At 62.7% G+C, this 22,499-nt stretch carries 21 protein-coding genes; 5 read left to right on the top strand and 16 right to left on the bottom strand.

The window, feature by feature from the left end; translation table 11 throughout:
• Positions 1-54: 54 nt before the first annotated feature.
• The 3 genes from ACWTV1_RS11500 to ACWTV1_RS11490 form a co-directional block, all read right to left on the bottom strand.
• Positions 55-2,199 carry a DEAD/DEAH box helicase gene (locus ACWTV1_RS11500; protein ID WP_100390034.1) on the bottom strand — a complete coding sequence of 715 codons (2,145 nt, stop codon included), beginning with the start codon at positions 2,197-2,199 and terminating at the stop codon, positions 55-57.
• A gap of 208 nt (positions 2,200-2,407) precedes the next feature.
• On the bottom strand, positions 2,408-2,752 hold the full coding sequence (locus ACWTV1_RS11495) for a DUF6804 family protein (RefSeq protein ID WP_100390033.1): 345 nt from the start codon (positions 2,750-2,752) through the stop codon (positions 2,408-2,410).
• Positions 2,753-2,917: 165 nt separating this feature from the next.
• Positions 2,918-4,801 carry a DUF2207 domain-containing protein gene (locus tag ACWTV1_RS11490; protein ID WP_498505431.1) on the bottom strand — a complete coding sequence of 628 codons (1,884 nt, stop codon included), beginning with the start codon at positions 4,799-4,801 and terminating at the stop codon, positions 2,918-2,920.
• Positions 4,802-4,867: 66 nt separating this feature from the next.
• Between ACWTV1_RS11490 and ACWTV1_RS11485 the strand changes: the two genes are divergently transcribed.
• Positions 4,868-6,199, top strand: a complete 1,332-nt coding sequence (locus tag ACWTV1_RS11485; RefSeq protein ID WP_498505430.1) for a M20/M25/M40 family metallo-hydrolase — start codon at positions 4,868-4,870, stop codon at positions 6,197-6,199.
• 32 nt (positions 6,200-6,231) lie between these two features.
• On the opposite strand, the gene ACWTV1_RS11480 is transcribed toward ACWTV1_RS11485, so the two are convergent.
• From ACWTV1_RS11480 to ACWTV1_RS11445, 8 genes are all read right to left on the bottom strand, one after another.
• Positions 6,232-7,164, bottom strand: coding sequence for a glycerophosphodiester phosphodiesterase (locus tag ACWTV1_RS11480; RefSeq protein ID WP_498505429.1), 933 nt, complete (start codon positions 7,162-7,164; stop codon positions 6,232-6,234).
• Positions 7,165-7,253: 89 nt separating this feature from the next.
• Positions 7,254-8,156 (bottom strand): ribokinase, encoded by a 903-nt coding sequence (locus ACWTV1_RS11475; RefSeq protein WP_498505428.1) that lies wholly within the window; start codon positions 8,154-8,156, stop codon positions 7,254-7,256.
• A 36-nt stretch (positions 8,157-8,192) separates the two neighbouring features.
• On the bottom strand, positions 8,193-9,668 hold the full coding sequence (locus tag ACWTV1_RS11470) for an SDR family oxidoreductase (protein WP_498505427.1): 1,476 nt from the start codon (positions 9,666-9,668) through the stop codon (positions 8,193-8,195).
• A 66-nt stretch (positions 9,669-9,734) separates the two neighbouring features.
• On the bottom strand, positions 9,735-10,571 hold the full coding sequence (locus tag ACWTV1_RS11465) for a CAP domain-containing protein (RefSeq protein WP_498505426.1): 837 nt from the start codon (positions 10,569-10,571) through the stop codon (positions 9,735-9,737).
• Positions 10,572-10,629: 58 nt separating this feature from the next.
• Positions 10,630-11,487, bottom strand: a complete 858-nt coding sequence (locus tag ACWTV1_RS11460; RefSeq protein WP_341620823.1) for an aldehyde dehydrogenase family protein — start codon at positions 11,485-11,487, stop codon at positions 10,630-10,632.
• Positions 11,484-12,995, bottom strand: coding sequence for an aldehyde dehydrogenase family protein (locus tag ACWTV1_RS11455; RefSeq protein WP_498505425.1), 1,512 nt, complete (start codon positions 12,993-12,995; stop codon positions 11,484-11,486). Before ACWTV1_RS11455 ends, ACWTV1_RS11460 begins: the two co-directional genes overlap by 4 nt.
• Positions 12,996-13,003: 8 nt before the next feature.
• On the bottom strand, positions 13,004-14,017 hold the full coding sequence (deoC, locus tag ACWTV1_RS11450; protein ID WP_498505424.1) for a deoxyribose-phosphate aldolase: 1,014 nt from the start codon (positions 14,015-14,017) through the stop codon (positions 13,004-13,006).
• Positions 14,014-14,958 carry a sugar-binding transcriptional regulator gene (locus ACWTV1_RS11445; protein ID WP_498505423.1) on the bottom strand — a complete coding sequence of 315 codons (945 nt, stop codon included), beginning with the start codon at positions 14,956-14,958 and terminating at the stop codon, positions 14,014-14,016. Before ACWTV1_RS11445 ends, deoC begins: the two co-directional genes overlap by 4 nt.
• A gap of 190 nt (positions 14,959-15,148) precedes the next feature.
• Between ACWTV1_RS11445 and ACWTV1_RS11440 the strand changes: the two genes are divergently transcribed.
• Positions 15,149-16,114, top strand: a complete 966-nt coding sequence (locus ACWTV1_RS11440; protein ID WP_498505422.1) for an ROK family protein — start codon at positions 15,149-15,151, stop codon at positions 16,112-16,114.
• On the opposite strand, the gene ACWTV1_RS11435 is transcribed toward ACWTV1_RS11440, so the two are convergent.
• Entirely contained in the window at positions 16,111-17,358 is a 1,248-nt protein-coding gene (locus tag ACWTV1_RS11435; RefSeq protein WP_498505421.1) for an MFS transporter, read from the bottom strand. The genes ACWTV1_RS11440 and ACWTV1_RS11435 overlap by 4 nt on opposite strands.
• A gap of 90 nt (positions 17,359-17,448) precedes the next feature.
• Between ACWTV1_RS11435 and ACWTV1_RS11430 the strand changes: the two genes are divergently transcribed.
• Positions 17,449-17,718, top strand: coding sequence for a hypothetical protein (locus tag ACWTV1_RS11430; RefSeq protein WP_498505420.1), 270 nt, complete (start codon positions 17,449-17,451; stop codon positions 17,716-17,718).
• 9 nt (positions 17,719-17,727) lie between these two features.
• On the opposite strand, the gene ACWTV1_RS11425 is transcribed toward ACWTV1_RS11430, so the two are convergent.
• Genes ACWTV1_RS11425 through truB form a run of 4 tightly spaced genes read right to left on the bottom strand, consistent with a single transcriptional unit; the run spans position 17,728 to position 20,460 of the window.
• Positions 17,728-18,684, bottom strand: a complete 957-nt coding sequence (locus tag ACWTV1_RS11425) for a bifunctional riboflavin kinase/FAD synthetase (RefSeq protein ID WP_498505419.1) — start codon at positions 18,682-18,684, stop codon at positions 17,728-17,730.
• Between the two features lies 1 nt (position 18,685).
• The gene (locus ACWTV1_RS11420; protein WP_100390018.1) at positions 18,686-19,099 is read right to left on the bottom strand and encodes a hypothetical protein; all 414 of its coding nucleotides are present in this window, start codon (positions 19,097-19,099) and stop codon (positions 18,686-18,688) included.
• A gap of 25 nt (positions 19,100-19,124) precedes the next feature.
• The gene (locus tag ACWTV1_RS11415) at positions 19,125-19,493 is read right to left on the bottom strand and encodes a hypothetical protein (protein WP_100390017.1); all 369 of its coding nucleotides are present in this window, start codon (positions 19,491-19,493) and stop codon (positions 19,125-19,127) included.
• Positions 19,486-20,460, bottom strand: a complete 975-nt coding sequence (gene truB, locus ACWTV1_RS11410; RefSeq protein WP_100390016.1) for a tRNA pseudouridine(55) synthase TruB — start codon at positions 20,458-20,460, stop codon at positions 19,486-19,488. The genes ACWTV1_RS11415 and truB overlap by 8 nt, the downstream gene beginning before the upstream one ends.
• A gap of 132 nt (positions 20,461-20,592) precedes the next feature.
• Here truB and ACWTV1_RS11405 point away from each other — a divergent pair, with 132 nt between their 5' ends.
• Positions 20,593-21,597, top strand: coding sequence for a ketopantoate reductase family protein (locus tag ACWTV1_RS11405; RefSeq protein WP_498505418.1), 1,005 nt, complete (start codon positions 20,593-20,595; stop codon positions 21,595-21,597).
• The gene (locus ACWTV1_RS11400) at positions 21,594-22,487 is read left to right on the top strand and encodes an iron-sulfur binding domain-containing protein (protein ID WP_498505417.1); all 894 of its coding nucleotides are present in this window, start codon (positions 21,594-21,596) and stop codon (positions 22,485-22,487) included. The genes ACWTV1_RS11405 and ACWTV1_RS11400 overlap by 4 nt, the downstream gene beginning before the upstream one ends.
• Positions 22,488-22,499 lie beyond the last annotated feature (12 nt).

Below are 22,499 nucleotides of genomic sequence, written 5' to 3'. Positions count from 1 at the left end.
CCCGGAGACTTGGAGAAAAAGCCATGGCCAGAAAGCCATTTCTTAACGAATCAGCTATTCCTTAATAGCGTCGCGAAGCAGCGATGAGAGCGCCTGCAACTGAATGTTCGCTTCAGCAACGACATCCTCATCAGAACCGTCGAGTGCACGCGCGGCGAGGCCGGCCTTGCTATCGATGAGTTCGGCGATGCGGGCGTCAATGGTGTGCGCGGCAATAATGCGCCAAGCCGTGACGGGCAGCTCTTGACCGATGCGGTGAACGCGGTCGATCGCCTGCGTCTGCTCGGCGTTCGTCCAGCTCAACTCGGCAAGAACGACGTTGGATGCAGCCTGCAAGTTGAGGCCGACACCAGCAGCAGTCAGCGAAGCTACGACAACCGAAACCTCGGGATCGTTAGCGAACGAGTCGATCGCGTTCTGGCGAGCTTTGGCGCTCTGGTCGCCTCGGATCGAGACGGCCTTGAGGCCGACCTTGGCGAAGTGCGCCTCAGCGGTGTCCATGACATCGATGTGCTTAGCAAAGAAGACGACCTTGCCCACCGAACGAGCGAGCTGCGCGGTGTAGTCCGCGGCCAGCGTTGCCTTGGCCTGACCGATTCGCCGCACCATTGTGAAAACGTTCTCACCGGTAGTGGCGCTCTTCGACTCTTCGAGTTCGGCGTGAGCGACAACGCGAATGAGATCTTCGATGGCCACATCGGGCTTGAGCTTGCGAACGCGAGTGAAGCGGTCGACAAGGCGAGCGGTGAGGGCCTGCTCGGCGGCACGGATCGAGCGACCGAGGTCGCTGTCGAGTTCGACCGGGATGTCGGCGACGCGTCGAGCAGGAATGTCGGCAGCAACGTCGACCTTCTTGCGGCGCACGATACCCATATCGATAACGGCACGACGCGCCTCGGAGAAGAAGCCGGGATCAGCCGGCGTGAGGTCGGTGTCTTCGAGCTTCGACATGAGCGGGGCGAGCGGCTTGGTGCCGTCAATCCAGCCGAGGAACTGCCAGATGGCTCGGAAGTCTTCGATCGAGTTGATCAGCGGGGTTCCCGTGAGCGCCATGAGCAGCGCCTTCGGGTACGTCGCACGAATATTCTGCGACAGGCTCAAAACGTGCTTGGAGCGTTCAGATTTGAGGTTCTTAATGAAATGAGCTTCATCGACAACCATGCCCTTGAAACCGAAACGGCCGAGCCAGCCGACATGACGGTCGAGAACTTCGTAGTTCACGATGACGACATCGCTGAACGCATCGACGGTGTCGCCGTCGCCGTGAACCACCGTGGCGCTGCGGCCAGGAGTCCACAGTTCAACTTCACGTTCCCAGTTGGTCTTCACGACGTTGGGCACGACAACGAGCAAGGGGTACGAGTTAGAGGCTTCGGCGGCCATGAGCGCCTGAGCGGTTTTACCCAGTCCAGGCTCATCGGCGAGCAAGAACGTGCGGTGGCCCTGCTTGACGACCTCGACGAACCGCGCCTGGTGGCGCATCAGCTCAAGATCTCCCCGGGTACGCAGCGATTCAGCTTCGGGCAGCTCCATCGACGCCGCTCCGCCGCCAGAGCCGTGCTCGAACGCACGGAATAGTGGGTCGATGAGTTCCCAGTTAGCGAGACGGTTGTTGTGCTCGGGCTTGGGCGCGATCGCGCTGAAATCAGGTGCCAAGAAAGGGTTCGCCATTTGCATTTGGCGAACGGATGCCGGAACAACCTGCTTCTCGACCTGCTTGTCGACGGGCTTCGGTTCTTCAGCGATGATCAGTTCATCGGGGCTGAGTTCGACACCGGCAGCCAGTAGGAGGTCGCGGCGCAGCGCCTTAGCCGCGGGAGTGATCGGCGCCGACTCCCCCAACATCGACAGCAAGCTCGTGTCGCGAGCGGCCGTCTTGGCGAGGATGCCCGCGAGGCCATCGAGGCGCTTTTGTTCGTTGGCACGCTCGGATTCGGTGAGAGTGGCATCCGTCTTCACGCGGGCACGCTCTTCACGCAGCAACAGTGCTGCGACCTGGAAACGTGCTCGGTTGGTCGGCTTGAGCGGGCCCTTCTGAACAGCAGTCTCAACCTCGCGTGCGGCGCGAGCCAACACGGGGATAACGCCCGTGTCGTCGCCGGGGCGAGCGCGACGGCGCTGAGTGTTGCCTTGGCGCTGACCCGAGTTCTTGGGTCGTTTATTGCGCTGCGAGGACTCGGTCTGTGACGAGTTGGTCAATTATTCTCCTGGCGCTAGGCAAGCGGCTCAGTAGTGGGTACGACGACTCAGAGACGTAGAACGAGTAGTTGCTGCCTCGAAGGTAACTTCAATTGAACGACAACTTCCACTCGAGTGAGCCAGACCCAACTGCGATGCGATTGGTGGTCTCAAGGGATGCGGTATCCAGTGTACGCAGAAATAGGCGCGAGCGCGCTACTGCAGCGAATTAACCTCGACTTGTGGAGTCTGTGACGCGCGCGCCGACACCCACCGCGATGAAGACGAGAGCCGCTGTGTAGTGCAATCCTGCGAAAAGTTGGGTGTCATCAATCACGATGGGCACGATCGGGTTCCAGAGAATCGCAATCGGAATGAGACCGATCGCCCACCACCACTGCCGCGCCTGCCATACCAAAACGACGCAGATGAGGGCGAGGATGCTCACGACGTAGCGCACGATCGTGAAGATTTCGGTGCCGATGACACCAGCACCCACCAGCAGCACGAGAACGGCCAGGATTGCAGCGGGCAACGCAACGCGTCGGGGACGATTCGGGTACGTTGCGCTCACTCGTTCAAATATACCCGTCTGCTGGTGCTGGACTTCGCACGCGCGAACGACGAGGCCATCCCCGCTGCGTGTTCGGCCCTGCGGCTTCGGCCTTGCGGCTTCGACGCTGCGGCTTCGACGCGGCGTCTTTGGCGCGGCGTCTTTGGCGCGGCGTCTTTGGCGCGGCTAGACGCCGCCTCCGCCACCGCCACCGCCGCCACCGCCGGAGGAACCGCCACCGCCCGAGCCACCGCTCGAGCTGCTTGACGAACTGCCAGAGTACGAACTGGCCACCGCAGTCGAGAAACTGGAGATGCTCGAGGCGAACAGTACGCCGTTGAAGCCGCTAGAACCGCGATACCAGTCCGGTGAACTCTCGGTGTAGTAGCGGCTGAGCTCTGTCGACCACTCTTTCTCGAGGCCGAACAGCACCGCGTACGGCAAAAGCTTCTCGTAGATCTTGAGCACGTCGGTGGCGCCCGTTGCCTCGTTTCTCTCCCGCAACGCACCCTCAGGGCTCTGCAACATCTGCAGGCGATCAGCCTCAGCGAGCCTAATGTACAGCTTGAGCCCTTCAAGGTGATCGCGCAGTTCGGAGCCCTGAGCCGTCAGCGGAGCACGCGACAACAGCGACATCGTCAGAACCGCTGCCATGAACGACACCATGATGACCACGAATGGGACAGCGGAACCGTAGTCGCCATCGATCAGTGCGATACCGAAGACGATCGACACGATCACGGCGACGACCGAAACGAGCAAGGGAAGATAATTGCGCGCGCTCAGCTTCTGCCGGTAGCCGTTCGGCGCGAGCGCGGAGTTCTCCGCCGTCAAAATCGAGTACATCTTCTTGCTGAGCTTGGAATCCGTTTTCTTCATGTCCCTGATGGCGCCATGCTGCAGCGACTGCCCAAAGAGCGCGCGCAATATCTCCAGCTCGCGCCCCGTCACGCCGGTGGGGTCTATCAATTCGAGACGGTAGGTGGTTCCCGAGGCGAAGAAGCCTGTCGATTCCTCTTCGAGAATGCGCAACTTGCCTCGCACGGCGAAGTCCAGAATCTGCGCGGCAACCGCTTTGTGACGCTTCTTGATCACGAGCGCCGCGGTGACAACCGAGACATCGCGTGGGGGCGAATACTCCGCAATGATCGTGGGGCGGCCCCCGTCATCCGCGAGCTTGGACCGTCGAACGCGAATAGCCCAGATCACTGCAGCGATCGCACCGATGAAACCCAGCGGCTGGCCGTAGCCTGCCGCCGAGCCGAAGTAGGAGCTGTCGCGGGCAACGAACGTGCCGGGCTCGAACCCGAAGGCGACCGTAACGTTCTGCCCCCGCTGTAGCATCCCCTGCGTTGCTAAGTACGTATCGTCATCCAGAGCGACGATGTCGCAGCGTTGGGTCGACCGGTCGATCCCCCAGTAACAGTCGGGCGCCACACTGAGTGCGTCGCTCAGGCCCTCGCCCAGATGAATTGTGGCGGTGAGCGAGCCGAAGGGCTGATTCCATCCCGTTCCGTTGGTGTCCCAGTAGAACTCGTCAGCGCCGGTGTCCGCGGCAAACCGCGTCACGTTCGATCGCATGTAGGTAAAGACATACGTTTGGGTTCCTTCGACAAAGGAATCGGCCGCACTCGTCACCAGGGTGAAGTTGCCGTCTTCTTCAACCTCGAAGTCGCGGGGTTGGCCATTCTCATCCGTGACAGCGATCGCACGGATGTCGAGCGGTTCGCCCTTGTAGGTACTCGGGATTGCGCGGCGCATCCCCCGGTTTTGATCGGCTGGAAACACAGCGACGAAGGTCTCGACGGTGAGCAGCATTGAACGCCCCTCGTCGTCACGGTCGAGGAAGAACTCGCCTTCGTAGCTGTCAAAAACGAAGTCGTCGAGACCGGCGTGCACGAGCCCGGTCGCTGCGGCTCCGTCGCCTGCAAGGTGGTGCGGATGCCCGGCTGCCGTTGCCGCGAGAGGTGCTGCGCCCAGCGCCACCACCACCGCAATTGCCCCCACCAGCCGCGCGCTTAGCCGCGCGCTCCACCGGAATCGAGGGCGTCGCTGCGCTCTGACTGTCATCGTGTCTCCGTTTCCTTACCCCTCGGGTGAAAGCGAGCACCGGGTGCTGCTCGCTAGAGTCGAGGTATGAAGAGTGCTTTGGCTGTCGAACACCTGCAGGAACTCGTTCGAATCCCGACAATTTCCCGAGTGGATCCCTCCGCCACGGAATGGACAGAATTCGACCGTTTCGCTCAGACATTGCGCAAGCTGTATCCACTGTGCCACAGCCGACTCGGGCGCGAGACGGTGCTGGACCATTCTCTTCTTTTCCGGTGGCGCGGCCGAGCATCCACCGAGCCTGCCGTGCTGATGGGGCACTACGACGTCGTCGCGGCGACCGACGAAGGGTGGAAGCGACCGCCTTTCGCGGCAGAACTCAGCGGCAGGGGTGACGAGCAACTGATCTGGGGGCGGGGCACCCTCGACGACAAAGGCTCTGTCGTCGCCATTCTCGAGGCCGTCGAGGCTCAGCTCGAAGCGGGGCTCGTGCCCGCTCAAGACATTTATTTGTGCTTCGGTCACGACGAGGAAACCCACGGCACTGGCGCCTCCGCCATCGTCGATCTCCTCGAAAGCCGGGGCGTGAAGCCCACGCTGGTGCTCGACGAGGGTGGCGCCATTGTTGACGACGTGTTCGATCAGGTCGATGCGCCCATGGCTGTTGTCGGCGTGGCCGAGAAGGGCACTGCGACACTGCGTTTGACGGTCGACCAGTCGGGTGGCCATGCCTCGACTCCCCCGAAATTTCCCGCTGCCGTTCGCCTGGCCCAGGCAATTGTTCGCCTCAATTCACGCCCCTTCCCCTCGCGCCTGACCGATACCGGCGCAGACCTCATGCGCTTGCTCGGCAAGCACGCGGGCGGTATGACGGGCTACCTGCTGCGCAATGTTTCGTGGACTAAGCCATTTCTTCTGCCGATTCTGGTGCGCAAGAGCGACGAGCTCGCCGCAATGATGCGCACCACGCAGGCCGTGACGATGTTGGAAGGCGGCCATGCCGTCAACGCGATGCCCGAACGGGTGAGCGCCATCATCAACGTGCGCATCGCCGTGAACTCGAGCCTCGACGAGACGCTTGCCCACGTCACGCGCGCGATCAACGACAAGCGCGTTCAGGTTTCCGTCGATTCCCCTGGCGAACCGTCGCCGGTGTCGGCTACCTCGGGCCTCGCCTGGGAGCTTCTCCGTTCCACGATCGAAAAGAGCTTCCCCGGCACAATCGTCACGCCCTACGTTCAAAATGGTGCGACCGACAGCCGCCACTTCACGCGCATCAGCAATGGTGTTTACCGCTTCACCCCCTTCGCGATGGCGCGCGAAGTGCGAGACACGCTCCATGCCCGCAACGAACGGATGCTCGTGAGCAGTTACCTCGACGGCATCGAGTTCTACCGGTCGCTCATCGCGTCGCTTTAGGGCCGTGCACAGCCGAGCACTCCGCCGCGTATTTAGCGGCGTGGTGCGAAGGGCAGCGGGTTCGAGTCGCTGACTTCTTTGGCGATCCAGCTGCCAAGTTCGGCCGGGCGATCGGTGACGATTCCGTCAACGCCTAGGGCCACGGCATCCGACCATGTATCGGTGTCGTTGAGGGTGTAGATCAATATGCCCAAACCGGCATCATGAACCTTCTGCACGAGTTCGGGGTTGCGCGTGATGGCGCTCTTGCTCGTTACGAGGGCGACGGCTCCCGCCGCGGCGGCCAACTTGGCCGGGTCGCCCACGATGTCGCGCACGATGAGCATGCCGGGCAGCTCGGGGCTCACGCGCTGCACCGCTTGGAGCGTCATGATGTCGAAGCTGCCCAGAATGACGTGATTGGTCACGCCGTTGCGAGCGATGAGATCGGCCACGAGCGCCACTTGCTCGTCAGTCCACGAGCCTTTGAGCTCGAGGATCGCGTTCTTGGTTGACCAGCGCAGCACGTTGAGAAACTGCTCGAGGGTCGGCACCGTCGCGCCGGCAAATTCTTCACCAAACCACGAGCCGGCGTCGAGGGCCGAGAGTTCTTCGTAGGTGTACTTCCACACCGGTCCGGTGCCATTCGTGGTGCGATCGACGGTCCAGTCGTGCATGAGCACGGGCACTCCGTCGGCCGTGAGCTGAACGTCGGTCTCGACGTAGTCGGCTGCGCTGTCGAGCGCGAGGCTCAAGGCTTCAAGAGTGTTCTCTGGCGCTACCGTCTTGTCACCGCGGTGACCGGCAATGAAGGCGGCCTCCCCCGGCGATTTGAGCGAGGTGAACGCGCCGACGGCATGCACCCGAACGACGTTGGCGTTCAGCACGAGCGCCAGCGTGATGGCGGTGACAATCGTGGCCGCGAGGGCCGCTCGCCGCGCTCGAAGATGATGTTTCGGTTGTGCCAGGTTCTGCGATGTCGCCATTGACTCGCCATCCTTGTGTCGGGTTGCCGCACGTTCGCGGTGACCCCACTATAGCGAGCCTGTTACCAATCCGTTACCTTATTGGCGAATTACTTGAGACGTGTCTCGATGGCCTCGCGGTGAGGGATCGACGGCACAGCGCCGTGGTTCTCCACCGAAATGGATGCCGCGGCTCCCGCGAAGCGCAGGGCGTCATCCAACATCATGCCCTCCACCACTCCCGCGGCGAAGGCACCGCAGAAGGTGTCCCCTGCGCCAGTGGCGTCGACCGCGGTGACGCGATGAGCCGGAACGATGACGGGCTCGGAGCCCACACGGTGAAGCGCGGCACCCTGAGAGCCGAGCGTGACGATGACGGTCGAGACCAGACCGAGCAGGCGTTCGCCAATGCCATCGAGTTCGTCAGAAAGACCGTTGTCCTTGGCGAGCTCGGCAGCTTCGTGCTCGTTCACGATCAGGATGTCGAGGTTCTCAAGAAGCTCTGCGGGCAGCGCCTGAATAGGGGCGGCGTTCAGAATTACCTTCGTACCGACAGCCCGAGCGATCTTCGCCGCGGAAATTACGGTGGCCAGCGGGATTTCGAGCTGCATGACCAGCGCGGATGCCGCACTGATCGCTGCGGAGTCAGCGGCCGTGAGGTCGGCGACATCGGTGTTCGCTCCGGCCTCAACGATGATCGTGTTCTCGCCCGTGTTGTCGACCGCGATAAGGGCGGTTCCAGTGGGCTTGCCGGTGGTCTTGAGGTGAGTGACGTCGATCGAGTCTGCGGCGAGCCCCGAGCGCACCATTTCGCCGAAGCCATCGTCACCGACAGCTCCCACGAAGGTCGTCGCAACACCGGCGCGCGCAGCAGCAACGGCTTGGTTCTGGCCCTTGCCGCCCAGAGCGGTGTTCAAACTGCGCGACAGCACGGTTTCGCCCGGCGAGGGGATGCGGTCCACTCGAAAGACCTGATCAATGTTTGCGCTACCAACGACGACGATTCCAGACATTAGTCAAAAGTAACGCATTACGACCACGCGTGGGGTTTATTTCGCGTCAGAATCCGATTCTGCCGCCGCAACGATGCGGTTGACCATTCCGCTGAAAATCACGCCGTGGAATGGCAGGATTGCAGCCCAGTACAGTCGCCCGCCGAGTCCGCTCGGAAAGAACACCGCACGCTGGCGATAGAACGCTCCGTCTTCGCCGCGGTCCTCGACGCTCAGTTCAAGCCACGCTCGGCCCGGCAACTTCATTTCGGCGCGCAGCCGCAAGCTGTGCCCGCGCTCGATACTCTCCACGCGCCAGAAGTCCAAGGCGTCGCCCGTGTTCAAAGTGGTCGGATGACGGCGGCCACGGCGCAGGCCGACCCCGCCAACCAGCTTGTCGAGCCAGCCGCGCAGAGCCCACGCCAGCGGGAACGAATACCATCCGTTCTCGCCGCCGATCCCCTCGACCACAGCCCACAGCGCTTCCGCAGAAGCGGGCGTCGCGCGTTCGCGCAGGTCGGTGTACACGGTGTGACCGGTCCATTCCGGGTCACTCGGGATGGGGTCGCTTGGCGCGCCAACGACGGTGGCGTCTTGCCAGCTCGTTTCGACTTCGCCGTCGCCCATCTTTACGAGAGCTAAGCGAACGGAAGCACGATAGCTCGTGAGTCCGCCCTCGGGCTCAGGGATAAACTCTGAAACCGACTCGTCGCGAACGACACAGTCAAACTGCAGCGACTCGATGATCGGCACCGCCAGCAAGCGCGGGATCGGCGTCACCAGGTTGACCCACTGCGAAGCAAGCCACGGGGTGAGCACGGGAAGAGACGCTATGGGGCGCTGGTGAAGCCCCGCCTCGAGGGCATAACCGTTCATCATCTGGCCGTAGCGCAGCACATCCGGTCCACCAATATCGAAGCTGCGGTTGAGGTCGTCGGGCAGATCGAGCGCCGACACCAAGTAGTAGAGAACGTCGCGAACGGCGATCGGTTGAATGAAGTTGCGCACCCATTTCGGGGCAGGCATGTAGGGCAGCACCTCGGTGAGGTGGCGGATCATCTCGAACGATGCCGAGCCCGAACCAATCACGACTCCCGCGTTGAACGCGATCGTCGGCACGCCCGATTCAAGGAGGATGTTGCCGACCTCAGCTCGGCTGCGCAAGTGTCGGCTGAGCTCCGAAATATCGCCCTCGGGGTGCAGGCCGCCCAGATAAACGATGCGGGAGACTCCCGCTTTCTTCGCCGCTTTGGCCACGTTCGTGGCCGAGAGCTTCTCGGTCTTTTCGAAGTCACCGGCGGCGCCCATGGCGTGCACGAGGTAGTAAAGCGCGTCTACTCCGTCGACGGCGTCGACGAGGCTGTCAGCGTCGGTGAGATCCCCCACGATGACTTCGACATCGTCGCTCCACGGCACATCGCGCAGCTTGCGCGGATTGCGCACAAGCACCCGCACACTGTGCCCCGCCTCGATGAGTCGAGGCACCAGTCGGCCGCCAAGGTATCCAGTTGCTCCAGTTACAAGAACGCGCATTCCGTAACCCTAGGCACCGCCGCTGGGAGGCAGCGCACAGTTAGCTCGGTATCGGCCGCTGCTCTATTACTGACGGGCTCGACGCGCTACCGGTCGGCGCGATTTAATTCGACGCCAGAACAGGAACCGGGCTGCACCACCGAGGGCAAGGATGCTGAAGAAGATCGTCCACGCGATCCAGGTGTAGTCGGGTTTTGCGCCGTACACGCTGGCTTGCAGCTCGGCTTGAGTGAGCGTTGGCGCTGCGTCAGCATCGACTTGACCCACAGTGCCTTCGCCAGCCGAGCTGTCGGAAGACCCACCCGAGCCCGAGGACGATTCCGCCGAATCGCTCGCGCTCGGCGTTGCCGTGGGAGTCGGAGTTGCTGTTTCACTCGGATCATCCGCCGGCTCTGCCTTTGGTTCCGGCGCTGCAGCGGCGGGAGCGCCGGGGCCAGTGTGGCCAGGGTAGGTGGCAAACACCTGCACGCCCCACGTCGTTCCACCGCTCGAGTAGAACGCGATTCCGATGTCGGTGAACGCCCCCAGAATGTTCTCCCGATGGCCCTGAGACGCCATCCAGCCATCGTGCATGGCCTGTGCCGTGCGATACCCCTGCGCCACATTCTCGCCGGCAGAACGCCAGCCCGCCGGAATCTGCGTGGAGTAGTCGGGGTTGTGCGACATCGTGCTGCTCGCCGCCATCTTCTTGGCCCAGGCCAGAGCGACGGCGTCCATGTCCGCATTGCGAATGAGTCCCTGCTGACCGTTATCCCACCGGGCCTGATTAACAAGACCGTGGATGGTGTCAGCCTCGGCAGCTGAAGCGGGGGCAGCAGCGGCGACGGGGACTAAGAAAATCGCGAGAAGAAGGGCAAAAAATCCGCTGGCGATACGAGAGGGAGTGTGGCGTGAAAAAATCATTACTCAGCAAGTATCCGTAGATACGCGCGCTGGGCAACCCCCACGCCACACCTCTCGGCTAAATCAGAGACTTCGTGTGCCAGACCGTCTTCGTTTCGGTCCACTGAACGATGCGTTCGATGGATGGTGCGGGAACTCCCACGACCGGGCCTGAGACGCGCTTGAGCGTGTCGGCAGCCGCGATTTGAAGGTCAACCCACTCGAGCTGTTCTGCTCCGGCAAGGTCGAGACCATTGACATCCGCGTGGCTCGCAAGCCACGGCGCAATCTCGGCGGGCGAGCCCGTGAGGATGTTGACGACTCCCCCGGGAACGTCACTCGTCGCGAGAACCTCAGAGAGGCTGATCGCACTGAGCGGAGCGTTCTGGTGGGCGACGACGACAACGGTGTTACCGCTGACGAGAGCCGGAGCGATCACGCTCACGAGGCCCAGCAGCGACGACGAGTCCTGCGGAGCAACGATGGCAATGACACCACTGGGCTCAGGAGTCGAGAGGTTGAAGTACGGGCCCGAGACCGGGTTTCCGTTTCCGGCAACCTGCACGTACTTGTCAGCCCAACCGGCGTACCAGACCCACGCATCGATAGCGGTATCGACCTGAGTGGTGGCTGCCGACTTCGAGAGTGATTCGGTAGCCATGAGCTCGTCGACGAACTGCTCGCGACGACCCTCCAAGAGCTCAGCAATGCGGTACAGCACCTGGCCGCGGTTGTAGCCCGTGGCGCCCGACCAACCGTTGACGGCCGCACGGGCCGCGACAACAGCATCCCGAGCATCCTTACGACTAGCGAGCGAGGCATTCGCGAGGAACGCCCCCTTCTTGGTTGTCACTTCATAGGTGCGGCCGCTTTCGCTGCGCGGAAACTTGCCACCGATGTAGAGCTTGTAGGTCTTAGGAACCGTGAGACGGGTCATTTCTTGCCACCTTTCGTGACGGCGGGCGCGGCCCATCCAGCGGATTCTAGGTAAGCGGCCAGTCCGTGACGGCCACCCTCGCGGCCGTAGCCACTCTCCTTGTAGCCACCGAACGGCGACGCAGGATCGAAACGGTTGAACGTGTTGGCCCAGATGACACCGGCGCGCAGCTTGTCAGCCACAGCGAGGATGCGCGAGCCCTTGTCGCTCCAGATGCCCGCAGACAGCCCGTAGGGGGTGTTATTGGCCTTGGCGATGGCCTCGGCCGGGGTGCGGAACGTGAGAACGCTCAGAACCGGCCCGAAGACCTCTTCGCGAGCGATACGGCTCGAGGTCGAGACGTTCGTGAAGATCGTCGGAGCGAACCAGAAACCGTTCTCGGGGATCGCGCAGTCAGCGGTCCAGCGCTCGGCACCTTCGGCTTCGCCGACGTTACTGAGTTCACGGATGCGGTCGAGCTGAGCCTGGGAGTTGATCGCACCAATGTCGGTGTTCTTGTCGAGCGGGTCTCCCATGCGCAACGTAGAGAGTCGCGCCTTGAGGCGATCGACGACCTCGTCGTGGATGTTCTCTTGAACCAGAAGGCGCGAACCTGCACAGCAGACGTGCCCCTGGTTGAAGAAGATGCCGTTGACGATTCCCTCGATGGCCTGGTCGATCGGAGCATCATCGAAGACGATGTTCGCGGCCTTGCCACCGAGTTCGAGGGTGACCTTCTTACCCGTTCCGGCAACCGACTTGGCGATTGCCCGGCCGACGCCGGTCGAGCCGGTGAAGGCAACCTTGTTGACGTCCGGGTGGTTGACGAGCGCCTGGCCCGTGTCTCCCGCGCCGGTAACGATGTTGACGACACCCTTGGGCAGGTCAGCCTGCTGCAGGATCTCAGCGAAGATCATCGCGCTCAGCGGCGTGGTTTCTGCCGGCTTGATCACAACGGTGTTTCCGGCGGCGAGCGCCGGAGCAATCTTCCACGCGAGCATGAGCAGCGGGAAGTTCCACGGGATTACCTGAGCGGCAACACCGAGCGACTGCGGGTTCGGTCCGAGACCGGCGTAGTCGAGTTTGTCGGCCCAACCGGCGTAGTAGAAGAACCACGCAGCAACGAGAGGCACGTCAACGTCACGGCTCTCCTTGATCGGCTTTCCGTTGTCGAGGCTCTCGGCAACAGCAAGCTCGCGAGCCCGCTCCTGCACGAGGCGAGCGATGCGGAAGAGGTACTTACCGCGGTCTGCGCCCGAGAGCTTCGACCAGGTGCGGTCGTAGGCCTTGCGAGCTGCAGCGACAGCGGCATCCACATCGGCGTTGTTGGCGTTGGAGATCGAGGCGATCTCCTTCTCGGTTGCCGGGGAGATCGTGGTGAACGCGTCGCCGCGACCATCCACAAACTCGCCATCGATGAAGAGACCGTAGTGCTTCTTCAGGTGCAGAACCGACGTTGATTCGGGGGCGGGAGCGTAGTCGAGAAAGCTGGGGGCCTTCGCGCTCACTGCTTTGTCATTCTCAGTCATGGTGTGCCTTAGTCAATCGTGACGTAGTCGGGGCCGGAGTAGTGGCCGGTGGTGAGTTTCTGACGCTGCAAGAGCACGTCATTGAGGAGACTCGATGCGCCGAAGCGGAAGAGGTGCGGCTGAAGCCATTCCTCGCCCACGGTCTCTGCAACGGTCACGAGGTACTTGATGGCATCTTTGGAACTTCGGATGCCGCCAGCAGGCTTCACACCGATCTTTTCGCCGGTGAGCAGGTGCCAGTCGCGCACAACCTCAAGCATGAGCAGCGTGACGGGCAGGGTCGCTGCCGGCGATACCTTTCCGGTTGACGTCTTGATGAAGTCTCCGCCGGCCAGGATCGACAGCCACGAGGCTTTGCGCACGTTGTCGTAGGTGTTGAGCTCGCCGGTCTCCAAGATCACCTTGAGGTGAGCGTAGGTACCGTTCTCGCGGCGGCAGGCCTCTTTGACAGCCACGATCTGATCGAAGACGACACCGTACTTGCCGGAGAGGAAGGCGCCCCGGTCGATGACCATGTCGATTTCGTCTGCACCGTTAGCGACGGCTTCCTTGGTGTCCATGATCTTGATCGGCAGCGATGAACGTCCGCTCGGGAACGCGGTCGCGACGGCAGCAACGTTGATTCCGTTGTCTGAACCGTTTGACCAGGATGACCCGAGGGCTTCCGCTGCGTAGGGAACCATGTCGCCATAGACGCACACTGCTGCAACCTGCGGGGTCGAGGCATCCGCGGGGTCGGGCAGCATGGCTTTTGCGGCGAGCGAGCGAACCTTGCCGGGAGTGTCTGCACCCTCAAGCGTCGTGAGGTCGATGAGCTTGATGATGGTATCGAGAGCCCAGGCCTTTGACGTGGTCTTGATCGAGCGCGTGCCCAGTCCGGCAGCACGCTGCTCAAGCCCGACCGCGTCGACGCCCGAGAGCCCCTCGAGGTTCAGCTTGAGCGACTTCTCGGTCAGATCTGAGCCGATGAGGTTGACCGCGCGCTCAGCAGGAGCGAGCGCGATGGCCTTGTCGATTGTCATGTGGTTTCCTCCAGAAGGGCGTGAGCGGTGGCCTCATCGGTGACGATGACGGAACACAACCCACTGGTAACGACGGCGCGCGCGACGTCATGTTTAGCGTCGCCAGCGACGACAAAAATTGCGTGCTCGGCAGCACGAAGCTCGTCAAGACCGAGACCGACAGTGCGCTCATCCAGAGCAGAGTCGACGATCTTGCCCGCGCTGTTGATGTAGCGACCAACCACATCGCCCACGGCTCCCTTAGCGACGAGGTCATCGACATCGCTCTCGCTCAGGTAGCCACTATCGACGTGAACCGAACTAGCACCGGCAACACCGGCGCTATACAAATAGGCGGATGCCGAAGCGCCCAGAGCACGAACGCTCGCAACAGCCCGGTCGCGCTCAATCGCACGCTTCGTTTCGACCTGCTCCAGAATGGCGGGGATCGGCAGCAGTGTCGCTTGACCCTGTCCCTTCTGGGCAATGGTCACAGCAGTTTGGGCAGCGGTGCCTTGCTTGCTGTTGAGGCTCACACCACCATTGATCTGCACGACCTGCACTCCCACCGTCCAGCCAGGAGCAAGCAAGCGAGCAACCTCATCAAGCGTGCGCCCCCAGCTCACACCGAGAGTGCGAGGCACAGGACGAACGGCAGCCAAGTAATCGGCAGCCGCTTGGGCCACGCGAGGGTTGACCTCTTCGTCGTCGGCGGGCAGCGGAACCACGACCGCGTCTTTGAGACCGAAGCGGTCTTTCAACTGGCGTTCGACGTCTAGTCGACGGGCGCGGGGGTGAATGATCTCGATGCGAACGATGCCCGCTTCACGGGCGCGGGTAAGAAGGCGGCCCACTTTCCAGCGGGTAATACCGAGGAGAGCGCCGACTTCGTCTTGAGTCTTGTTCTCTTCGTAGTAGAGCTCGGCAACGCGCACGGCCAATAGCTCGGTTGATTCATCCACTGCTGCCTCCTGTCTTCAACGATAGAGTCCTGCACACCGTGCTGCAACATATGCAGTAGCACTTGCTCAGATGAGCAGACATCGGGAGCAGCGAGTGCGCACATGCGCAGCCAACACCCCGAACCTGAACACCACACGAACACGGGTCTGTGGGCGCCGCACTCCCCCTGCACCCAATAAGGTGGATGCCGTGACCACCACCACATCGAATCGCTATGCCCTCGCCATTGATATTGGCGGAACCAAAGTCGAGGCTGCCCTCGTCGACCCGAACGGTGTCGTCCTTGCGACAAGCCGCTTCCGCGCGCCCACAGGCCGCGCATCGTCGAGCGAGCAACTCGCCGAGAGTGTGCGCACGGTCGTGCGCCAGTCGACCGCCGCTCTGCCCGAAGACGCTGAACTCCTCGGCGTCGGCATCGGTAGCGCCGGCCCCATCTCGGTATCGCGCGGCGAAGTATCGCCCCTCAACTTGCCCGCCTGGCGCGACTACGGCGTGCGCGCGCTCGTCGAAGCAGAGCTTCCCGGCACCTCGGTTGCCCTTCGCGGCGACGGCAACTGCATCGCCCTGGCCGAACACTGGATTGGTGCAGCTCAGGGAGTGAAGTACTTCATGGGCATGGTCGTCTCGACCGGCGTTGGCGGCGGTCTCATTCTTGACAACCAGCTCATCGACGGCCCTACCGGCAACGGCGGCCACTTCGGTCACGTCGAAGTCGGCGGAGAAACCGTAGTGTGCGGCTGCGGCGGAACCGGCTGTGTCGAAGCGGTTGCCTCTGGCCCCAAAACTGTCGAATGGGCGCAGGCCCAGGGGTGGACCGGCTCGACCGGTGAAGAACTTGCCGCAGACTACGCCGCTGGGAACGACATCGCGATCAGCGCCGTACGTCGTTCGGCTCGTGCCGTCGGCCACGGAATTGCGTCAGCAACGGCCCTCGTTGACCTCGAACTCGTCGCCATCGGCGGCGGCTTCTCGCACGTGGCCGCCGACTACATCGACCTCGTCGCCGAAGCGATCACCGACCGTGCGCCGTTCCCCTTCATCACCAAAGTGCGCGTTGTGGCGTCAGGACTTTCGAGCGACGGCCCGTTGATCGGCGCTGCCGCTCTCGTGCATCACCCCGAACGCCTGAGCACCTCCGCGCTCAGCGCGAGCTAGTCCTCGAGAGCCGCTACGGCAATCCCCAATTCGTCTTCGACAAAGCTGGGGCGCGCCAGCATTACGGCACTGATGAGCGCCAGCAAGCTCGAGACGAGCAAGAACATGAGCGGCCAGAACCAGCCACCGCTCACTTCCCGCACGAGCGCGACGGCGAAGGGGCCGAGAGCGGCAACCGTATAGGCCACGCTCTGCACGAAGCCGCTCAAGGCCGCTGAGCCCTGATGACTGCGCGTGCGCAGGTTAATAAGCACGAGGCAGAGCGGGAACAGAATGGTGCCGAAGCCGACGAGCACGACCCACAGCCATGTAAGCGTTGACGGGATGAAGGCGAGCCCAAGATAGCCGACGGCCCCGGCAAACACTCCCCCGGCCATGACGGCGCCAATGTTCGAAACCTTGCTGGCCAGAATCGGGCTCAGGATGCCCAACGGAATGCCAATGAGGCCGAAGAGCGAAAGCATCGCGCCCGCCTCGACGGGAGTGAACCCCGCTGATTCGATCAAAATCTCGGGCAACCAGGCGAAGAACGAATAGAACCCGATCGACGAGACGCCAAACGCAACCGTGATTGCCCACGCCGTGCGCGACTTGGCCACGGCCCACACCGAGATACTGGATGCCACCGGCACCACTGTCGCGTCGAGGGCAGCGTTGCGCTTCACGCGTCGGCCACGCACCGTGAGCACAAGCCACGGGACGAAGGCCGTGAGCGCGAGCACTGCCCACACTGCGACGGATGCCCGCCAACCAGCGACCTCGGCCACCGGAGCCGCAAAGAAGGCAGGGATGGCCGCGCCCAAGGAGATGAGCATGACGTAACCACCGGTCACCGTCGCGAGACGGTCCGGGAAGTACTTCTTCACCGCCGGGGGCAGCAACACGTTACCGACGCCCATACCCGCAAGCGCGATGAGGCTGCCGAGCGCCAAAAGAATGTAGTTGTCGCTGACGGCACGAAGCGCGGAGCCAGCAACCATGGCGGCCGCTGCGATCAGCAGACTCGCGTCGAGGCCGCGGGCACGAGCGAGAGCCGGGGCGGCAAGTCCGGCGATTGCAAAGGCAATCGGAGGCAGCATCCCGAGCACGCCAAGCCCGAGGCTGGAGATGGGGATGTCGTTCTCAATGACGCCGATAATCGGCGAAATAGCGGCAACGGCGGTGCGCACGTTGAGCGCGACGAAGAGGATGCCAGCAAGCGCAAGAAGGCGCCCCCTCCAGAGGGTGCGCGTGGGAGTAGTCATTCGCACGAGTCTACGGTGAGAAAACACCAACCCCTACGATGGTGGGTATCGCCGACAACTCGTGTCGGCTGATACCTCAGGGAGACACACATGGGTAACGGCGGATTCGACCTCGGAGACATCGGCGACGTTGTCGGCGGCCTCGTTCAGGGTAAGGGCCTCGACACCGACGCTCTCGAGCCGATTTGGGAAGGCATCCAGCCGACGCTGCAGGGACTCGACACCGACACCATTCTCGAGACCATCGCCAACTGGGCGAAGGAGCTCAACCTGCCCCTCATCGGCGATGTCCCCGACGACATCGTGGAGAACCTCAAGAACGGCGTAAAGGTTCCACTCAACAAGCTCATCAAGGGCTAGTCGTAGGACCTACTTCTTGGGCGTCTCTTTCGCGGGGACGCCCAAGATTTCTCTCACGGCGACCTCGTCGAGGCACATCTGATCGATGAGGGCTTCAACCGTCGTGTACTTGACCATCCCGCGCACATATTCGACGAATTCGATCTCGACTCGCTTGCCGTAGATGTCGAAATCTTGGTCGAGAGCGTGGGCTTCTACTTGCTTCTCAGGCACCCCGTCAAAGGTTGGGTTGTTGCCGATAGAGACAGCGGCGGCGAAGCGAACGCCGTCAACTACGAGCCACGCGGCGTAGACGCCATCGGCCGGAATGAACCCTTCCGAGTTGCGATCGAGATTAGCGGTCGGATACCCGAGCTCGCGCCCGCGCTGTTGGCCGAGCACGACGACGCCCCGCACAGAGTGAGCTGCCGTGAGCAACTGCGCAGCCTCAGCCACCCGACCTTCCGACAGCAGTTCACGCACGAAAGTGGAAGAAACCCGGCGGCCCTCTTCGAGAGCGATGTCGTCAATGACGACAACCTCGAAGCCATGCACTTCGCCCAGTTCGCGCAGTAGTGCCACGTCGCCAGCGCCGCGCGCGCCGAAGCGGAAGTCAGCACCGGCAAGAACAACCTTCGTGTCGAGCGCCCCGGCCAGCACCGTCGAGACGAAGTCCTCGGCCGAGACCTCGCTGAGCGCCCGGTCAAAGGTCAGCACAAGCGAGGCGTCGACGTCGGTCGTGGCCAGACGCTCAAGCTTTTGTTCCTTACTCAGCAAGGGTTGCGGGCACGCAGCGGGGTTCAGCAAGCTCATGGGGTTGCGATCGAACGTGACCACGACCGAACGCATACCACGGTCAGCCGCGACCTCACGCAGGCGCGCGAGCACGGCACGGTGACCGCTGTGCACGCCGTCGAACTTGCCGATCGTGATGGCGACCGGGCCGTACGCCTCGGGTACGGCATCCAGTGATTCGAAGAGATCCATATCAGCGACGCCCCTCAGCGATACGTACCCGGTAGAGCCAAATAAGGCCAAGCACGGGAAGAGCGAGTGGGATGAAGAGGTAGCCAGCTCCAAAAGCCGACCAGACGGTGTCTGCCGGGAACAGCACGGCATCCACGAGGCTGAGCGTGCCTACGGTGATAACTCCCACAAGTTCAAACACGATCGCGACAACGGCAACTCGATACCACGTGCGCCCCGAACGGATCAGCGCAACGGTCGCAACGATGTACACGAGCCCGGCTACCGCCGACAAGAGATAGGCGAAGGGAGCCTCGTCAAACTTCGTCGCAATCTGAAACAGCGAACGCGCGGTAGCGCCCAACGCCATCACGGCGTAGACGGCAATGAGTACTCGGCCAATACCCGAGGCAGTCGAAGAACGTGTGCTTGTCATCTCTCTCAACTTTAGGCGCTCTTGGCTAGGCCAATTGCACAAACCAGATCTGGCTCATGCGGTAGACCATCACAGCGATCGACAAACATGCGACCCCCAGAATCACGGTGCTCCAGCGGTTGCGTTCGATGAGGCCCCACATGACCGCGGCGGGCGGAATCAGGATGGCCGACACCAGGTAGATCCAGAATTCAAGGGCGCTACCGGTAGCCACATTGCCCAAGAAAGGAGCGACGATGGCCATGACCAGCTGCACGATCAGCAGTGCCTCAACCAGGAGCGTTGCCCCTAAGGAATAATCGTTGGGCGTGACCTTGGCAAAGCCGGCGATAACGGCGGCCGTTCCGGCCAGAACCGCAATGACTACTTGCACCCACACAAACCACTCAACCATTGTTCGGGGTTCCTTCCTCAGAAGCGGGCTCGCCCTCAGTAGCAGTATGCTCCTGAGGTTCGAGAGGCTGCGCATCGCGCGGGAAATTAGAGAGCACGCGGGCGCGCCCATCAACGATGTGGATGAGCCCCTGAAGGCGACCATCGGGCGCGAGCGCGGCGATGGGTGATGCTTGCTGCGGTTCAAGTGCGATTCGCTTGCCGTCGGAGAGATCTTTCGACTGCTCGGCATCCAGCTGCACGGTCTCGAAAAGTTGGGCGGCGACCACGGCAGGAGCAACCAACTGCGTCTCCAGATCGGAATCGAGAGCGCTCGCGTTCTCCACAGAGAATGGGCCAACCTTGGTGCGACGCAACACCGTCAGGTGCCCACCGACGTTGAGCGCCTCGCCGAGGTCACGAGCCAGTGCCCGAATGTAAGTGCCCGACGAACAATCGACCAGAACCTTCAGATCGATGAACTCTCCGCGCGCGGTCTCGAGCACTTCGAAGCGAGAAACAGTGACCGTGCGCTCCGCGAGAACGACGTCTTCGCCTGCTCGCGCCAGAGTGTACGCACGCTTGCCATCAACCTTGATGGCGCTGACGGAACTCGGGCGCTGCGAAATAGCTCCGGTGAGGTTGGCGACGGCGTGTGCGATGTCTTCGTCGCTGACAGCGGCGAGAGCCGCGGCATCCACCGGTTCAGAAAGCTCGCCTTCGGCGTCGTCGGTAGTGGAGGACGCTCCCAGTCGAATCGTCGCGGTGTACTGCTTATCGAGGCCGACGAGGTAGGTGAGCAGTCGCGTGGCGTTGTTCGCCCCGAGAACAAGGAGCCCTGTCGCCATCGGATCGAGAGTGCCAGCGTGCCCAATTTTGCGGGTGCCGACCGACTTGCGGGCGCGCGAGACAACGCCGTGACTCGTGATGCCCTGGGGCTTGTCGACGAACAAGATTCCACTGGCAGGATTGCGCGGCGGCTTAGCCATGCGATTCCCTCCACCCTGGCGACCCCGGATGGGTAGCCCATCAACTTTAGCCAATTCTGACGCCGCCTACGCGCGCGTGTCCCTGCACCGCCCTGACGAGATATCTTCATCCGCTGCGCCTAGACTGCCGCTATGCGAATCGGCATTATTGGGGCAGGTGCCGTCGGCGGCGCAATTGCAGGATTACTCGCGCGCGCCGGCAATGATGTCGAAGTCACGGCACGCGGCGCCCACCTCCACACCATTCGAGAGTCAGGCCTCACACTCACAGGAGCGTGGGGCGATAGCGTCTCCCGGGTCCGTGCCGCCGCAACCCTCAGCCGCGTTAACGAACTCGTCATCGTGGCCACGAAAGCGCACGACGCCGAACAAGCCCTTCGCGACAATATTCGTTTCGTGCGCGATGTTCCTGTCGTCATCTTCCAGAACGGTCTCGACTCCCTCGAAACCGCTGCCCACGCCTCGCCGCGATCCGACATCATTGGCGGGCTCGCCACCTTCGCCTCTTCGTTCCTCTCCCCCGGCACCATCCACGTGACTGCTGCGGGCCCGAGTTACCTCGGCGTTGCCGGCGACAACGACGTGCCTGCTCGCTACGCCGCTGACGCGCTCAATGCCGTCATGCCCACCTTTGCCGTGCCGAACTTTCGCGGTGCTCAGTGGACCAAGCTCGTCATCAATCAGGTCAACGCGCTCCCCGCCATTACCGGACTCAGCGTGCAACAGGTCATCGCCGACGCCCGACTGCGTCGCATCATGACCGCAAGCATGCGCGAGACCGCCAAAATCGCTCTCGCCCAGGGAATCCGTTTCGAGACCCTTCAAGGACTCTCCCACCGTCGCCTGCGCAAGCTTGCGAGTTCGCCATTGTGGTTGGGCCAGCTCATCCCGCGGGCGATGAGCCGGCGCATGGGCCGCACCCCGAACCCTGGCTCCACCCTGCAGAGCATTCGTCGCGGCCAACCGAGCGAGGTGGATGCCCTCAACGGCGCCGTAGTGCGAGCAGCGCAAGAAAGTGGTCGCGAGGCTCCCGTGAACGCGCTCATGGTCGAGCTTGTGCACGACGTCGAAGCCACCGGCAACTTCCTGAGCATCGACGACGCCGTAGCGCGGTTTGCCGCCGCGACACAGCAGTGACCGCTGCTGCACCGGCGCCGGATCGCGCTGAACTTTCGCGCCAGATTCGCGAGTGGTTTGCTGAAGCCGGTCGTGACCTGCCCTGGCGCCACGACGATTTTGGCGCGTGGGGCATTCTCGTCAGCGAGATCATGCTGCAGCAGACTCCCGTGGTGAGGGTGATCCCTCGCCTCGAGCAGTGGCTTGAGCGGTGGCCGACGCCCGCAGCGCTCGCTGCTTCTGCTCCCGGCGATGCGGTGCGAGCGTGGGAGCGTCTTGGCTATCCCCGACGTGCCCTCAACCTGCATGCCGCGGCGACCGCGATCGCTGAGCAGCACGACAACGTGGTGCCCGAAGATGTTCCTACCCTGCTGGCGCTGCCCGGCATCGGCGACTACACCGCACGGGCTGTCGCCGCTTTTGCCTACGGGCATCGGCATCCGGTGGTCGACACCAATGTGCGACGAGTAATCGCTCGAGCTGTAGATGGCGTCGGGGAGGCCGGTCCTCCGTCGACCAAGCGCGATCTCGCAGCAATGGAACTACTGCTTCCCGAGGAGCATGCTGCCGCTCAAGCAACGAACGCCGCCGTCATGGAGCTCGGCGCTATTGTCTGCACCGCCAAGAAGCCGCTGTGCGAGCAATGCCCCGTACGCGATCTCTGTGCGTGGCGTACCGCGGGCTACCCGGCGTACGAGGGCAAGAAGCAGGTCGTGCAGAAGAAGTTCGAAGGGTCGGATCGCCAGGTGCGCGGGCTCATTCTCGCCGAGCTGCGCGCGAGCGATATCCCCGTGACGGCAGCCGAAATCGAGCTGGTCTGGGCGGATGCCGCCCAGCGAGAGCGCGCACTGGCTGGGCTTCTGAAAGACGGACTCGCCGTCGCCGAAGGCTCGGGCTACGTTCTGCCCTAGGGCGACCGCTGA

The sequence above is a fragment of the Salinibacterium sp. VpJ6 genome (assembly GCF_059767345.1).
This window is presented reverse-complemented; position numbering and strand designations above follow the sequence as displayed.

Coding starts and splice junctions, on each gene's coding strand:
- ACWTV1_RS11455 (WP_498505425.1), bottom strand. CDS start 12,995: ATGACTGAGAATGACAAAGCAGTGAGCGCGAAGGCCCCCAGCTTTCTC.
- ACWTV1_RS11480 (WP_498505429.1), bottom strand. CDS start 7,164: ATGGCGACATCGCAGAACCTGGCACAACCGAAACATCATCTTCGAGCG.
- truB (WP_100390016.1), bottom strand. CDS start 20,460: ATGGCTAAGCCGCCGCGCAATCCTGCCAGTGGAATCTTGTTCGTCGAC.
- ACWTV1_RS11405 (WP_498505418.1), top strand. CDS start 20,593: ATGCGAATCGGCATTATTGGGGCAGGTGCCGTCGGCGGCGCAATTGCA.
- ACWTV1_RS11465 (WP_498505426.1), bottom strand. CDS start 10,571: ATGATTTTTTCACGCCACACTCCCTCTCGTATCGCCAGCGGATTTTTT.
- ACWTV1_RS11485 (WP_498505430.1), top strand. CDS start 4,868: ATGAAGAGTGCTTTGGCTGTCGAACACCTGCAGGAACTCGTTCGAATC.
- ACWTV1_RS11425 (WP_498505419.1), bottom strand. CDS start 18,684: ATGGATCTCTTCGAATCACTGGATGCCGTACCCGAGGCGTACGGCCCG.
- ACWTV1_RS11420 (WP_100390018.1), bottom strand. CDS start 19,099: ATGACAAGCACACGTTCTTCGACTGCCTCGGGTATTGGCCGAGTACTC.
- ACWTV1_RS11430 (WP_498505420.1), top strand. CDS start 17,449: ATGGGTAACGGCGGATTCGACCTCGGAGACATCGGCGACGTTGTCGGC.
- ACWTV1_RS11490 (WP_498505431.1), bottom strand. CDS start 4,801: ATGACAGTCAGAGCGCAGCGACGCCCTCGATTCCGGTGGAGCGCGCGG.
- ACWTV1_RS11470 (WP_498505427.1), bottom strand. CDS start 9,668: ATGCGCGTTCTTGTAACTGGAGCAACTGGATACCTTGGCGGCCGACTG.
- ACWTV1_RS11415 (WP_100390017.1), bottom strand. CDS start 19,493: ATGGTTGAGTGGTTTGTGTGGGTGCAAGTAGTCATTGCGGTTCTGGCC.
- ACWTV1_RS11435 (WP_498505421.1), bottom strand. CDS start 17,358: ATGACTACTCCCACGCGCACCCTCTGGAGGGGGCGCCTTCTTGCGCTT.
- ACWTV1_RS11460 (WP_341620823.1), bottom strand. CDS start 11,487: ATGACCCGTCTCACGGTTCCTAAGACCTACAAGCTCTACATCGGTGGC.
- deoC (WP_498505424.1), bottom strand. CDS start 14,017: ATGACAATCGACAAGGCCATCGCGCTCGCTCCTGCTGAGCGCGCGGTC.
- ACWTV1_RS11475 (WP_498505428.1), bottom strand. CDS start 8,156: ATGTCTGGAATCGTCGTCGTTGGTAGCGCAAACATTGATCAGGTCTTT.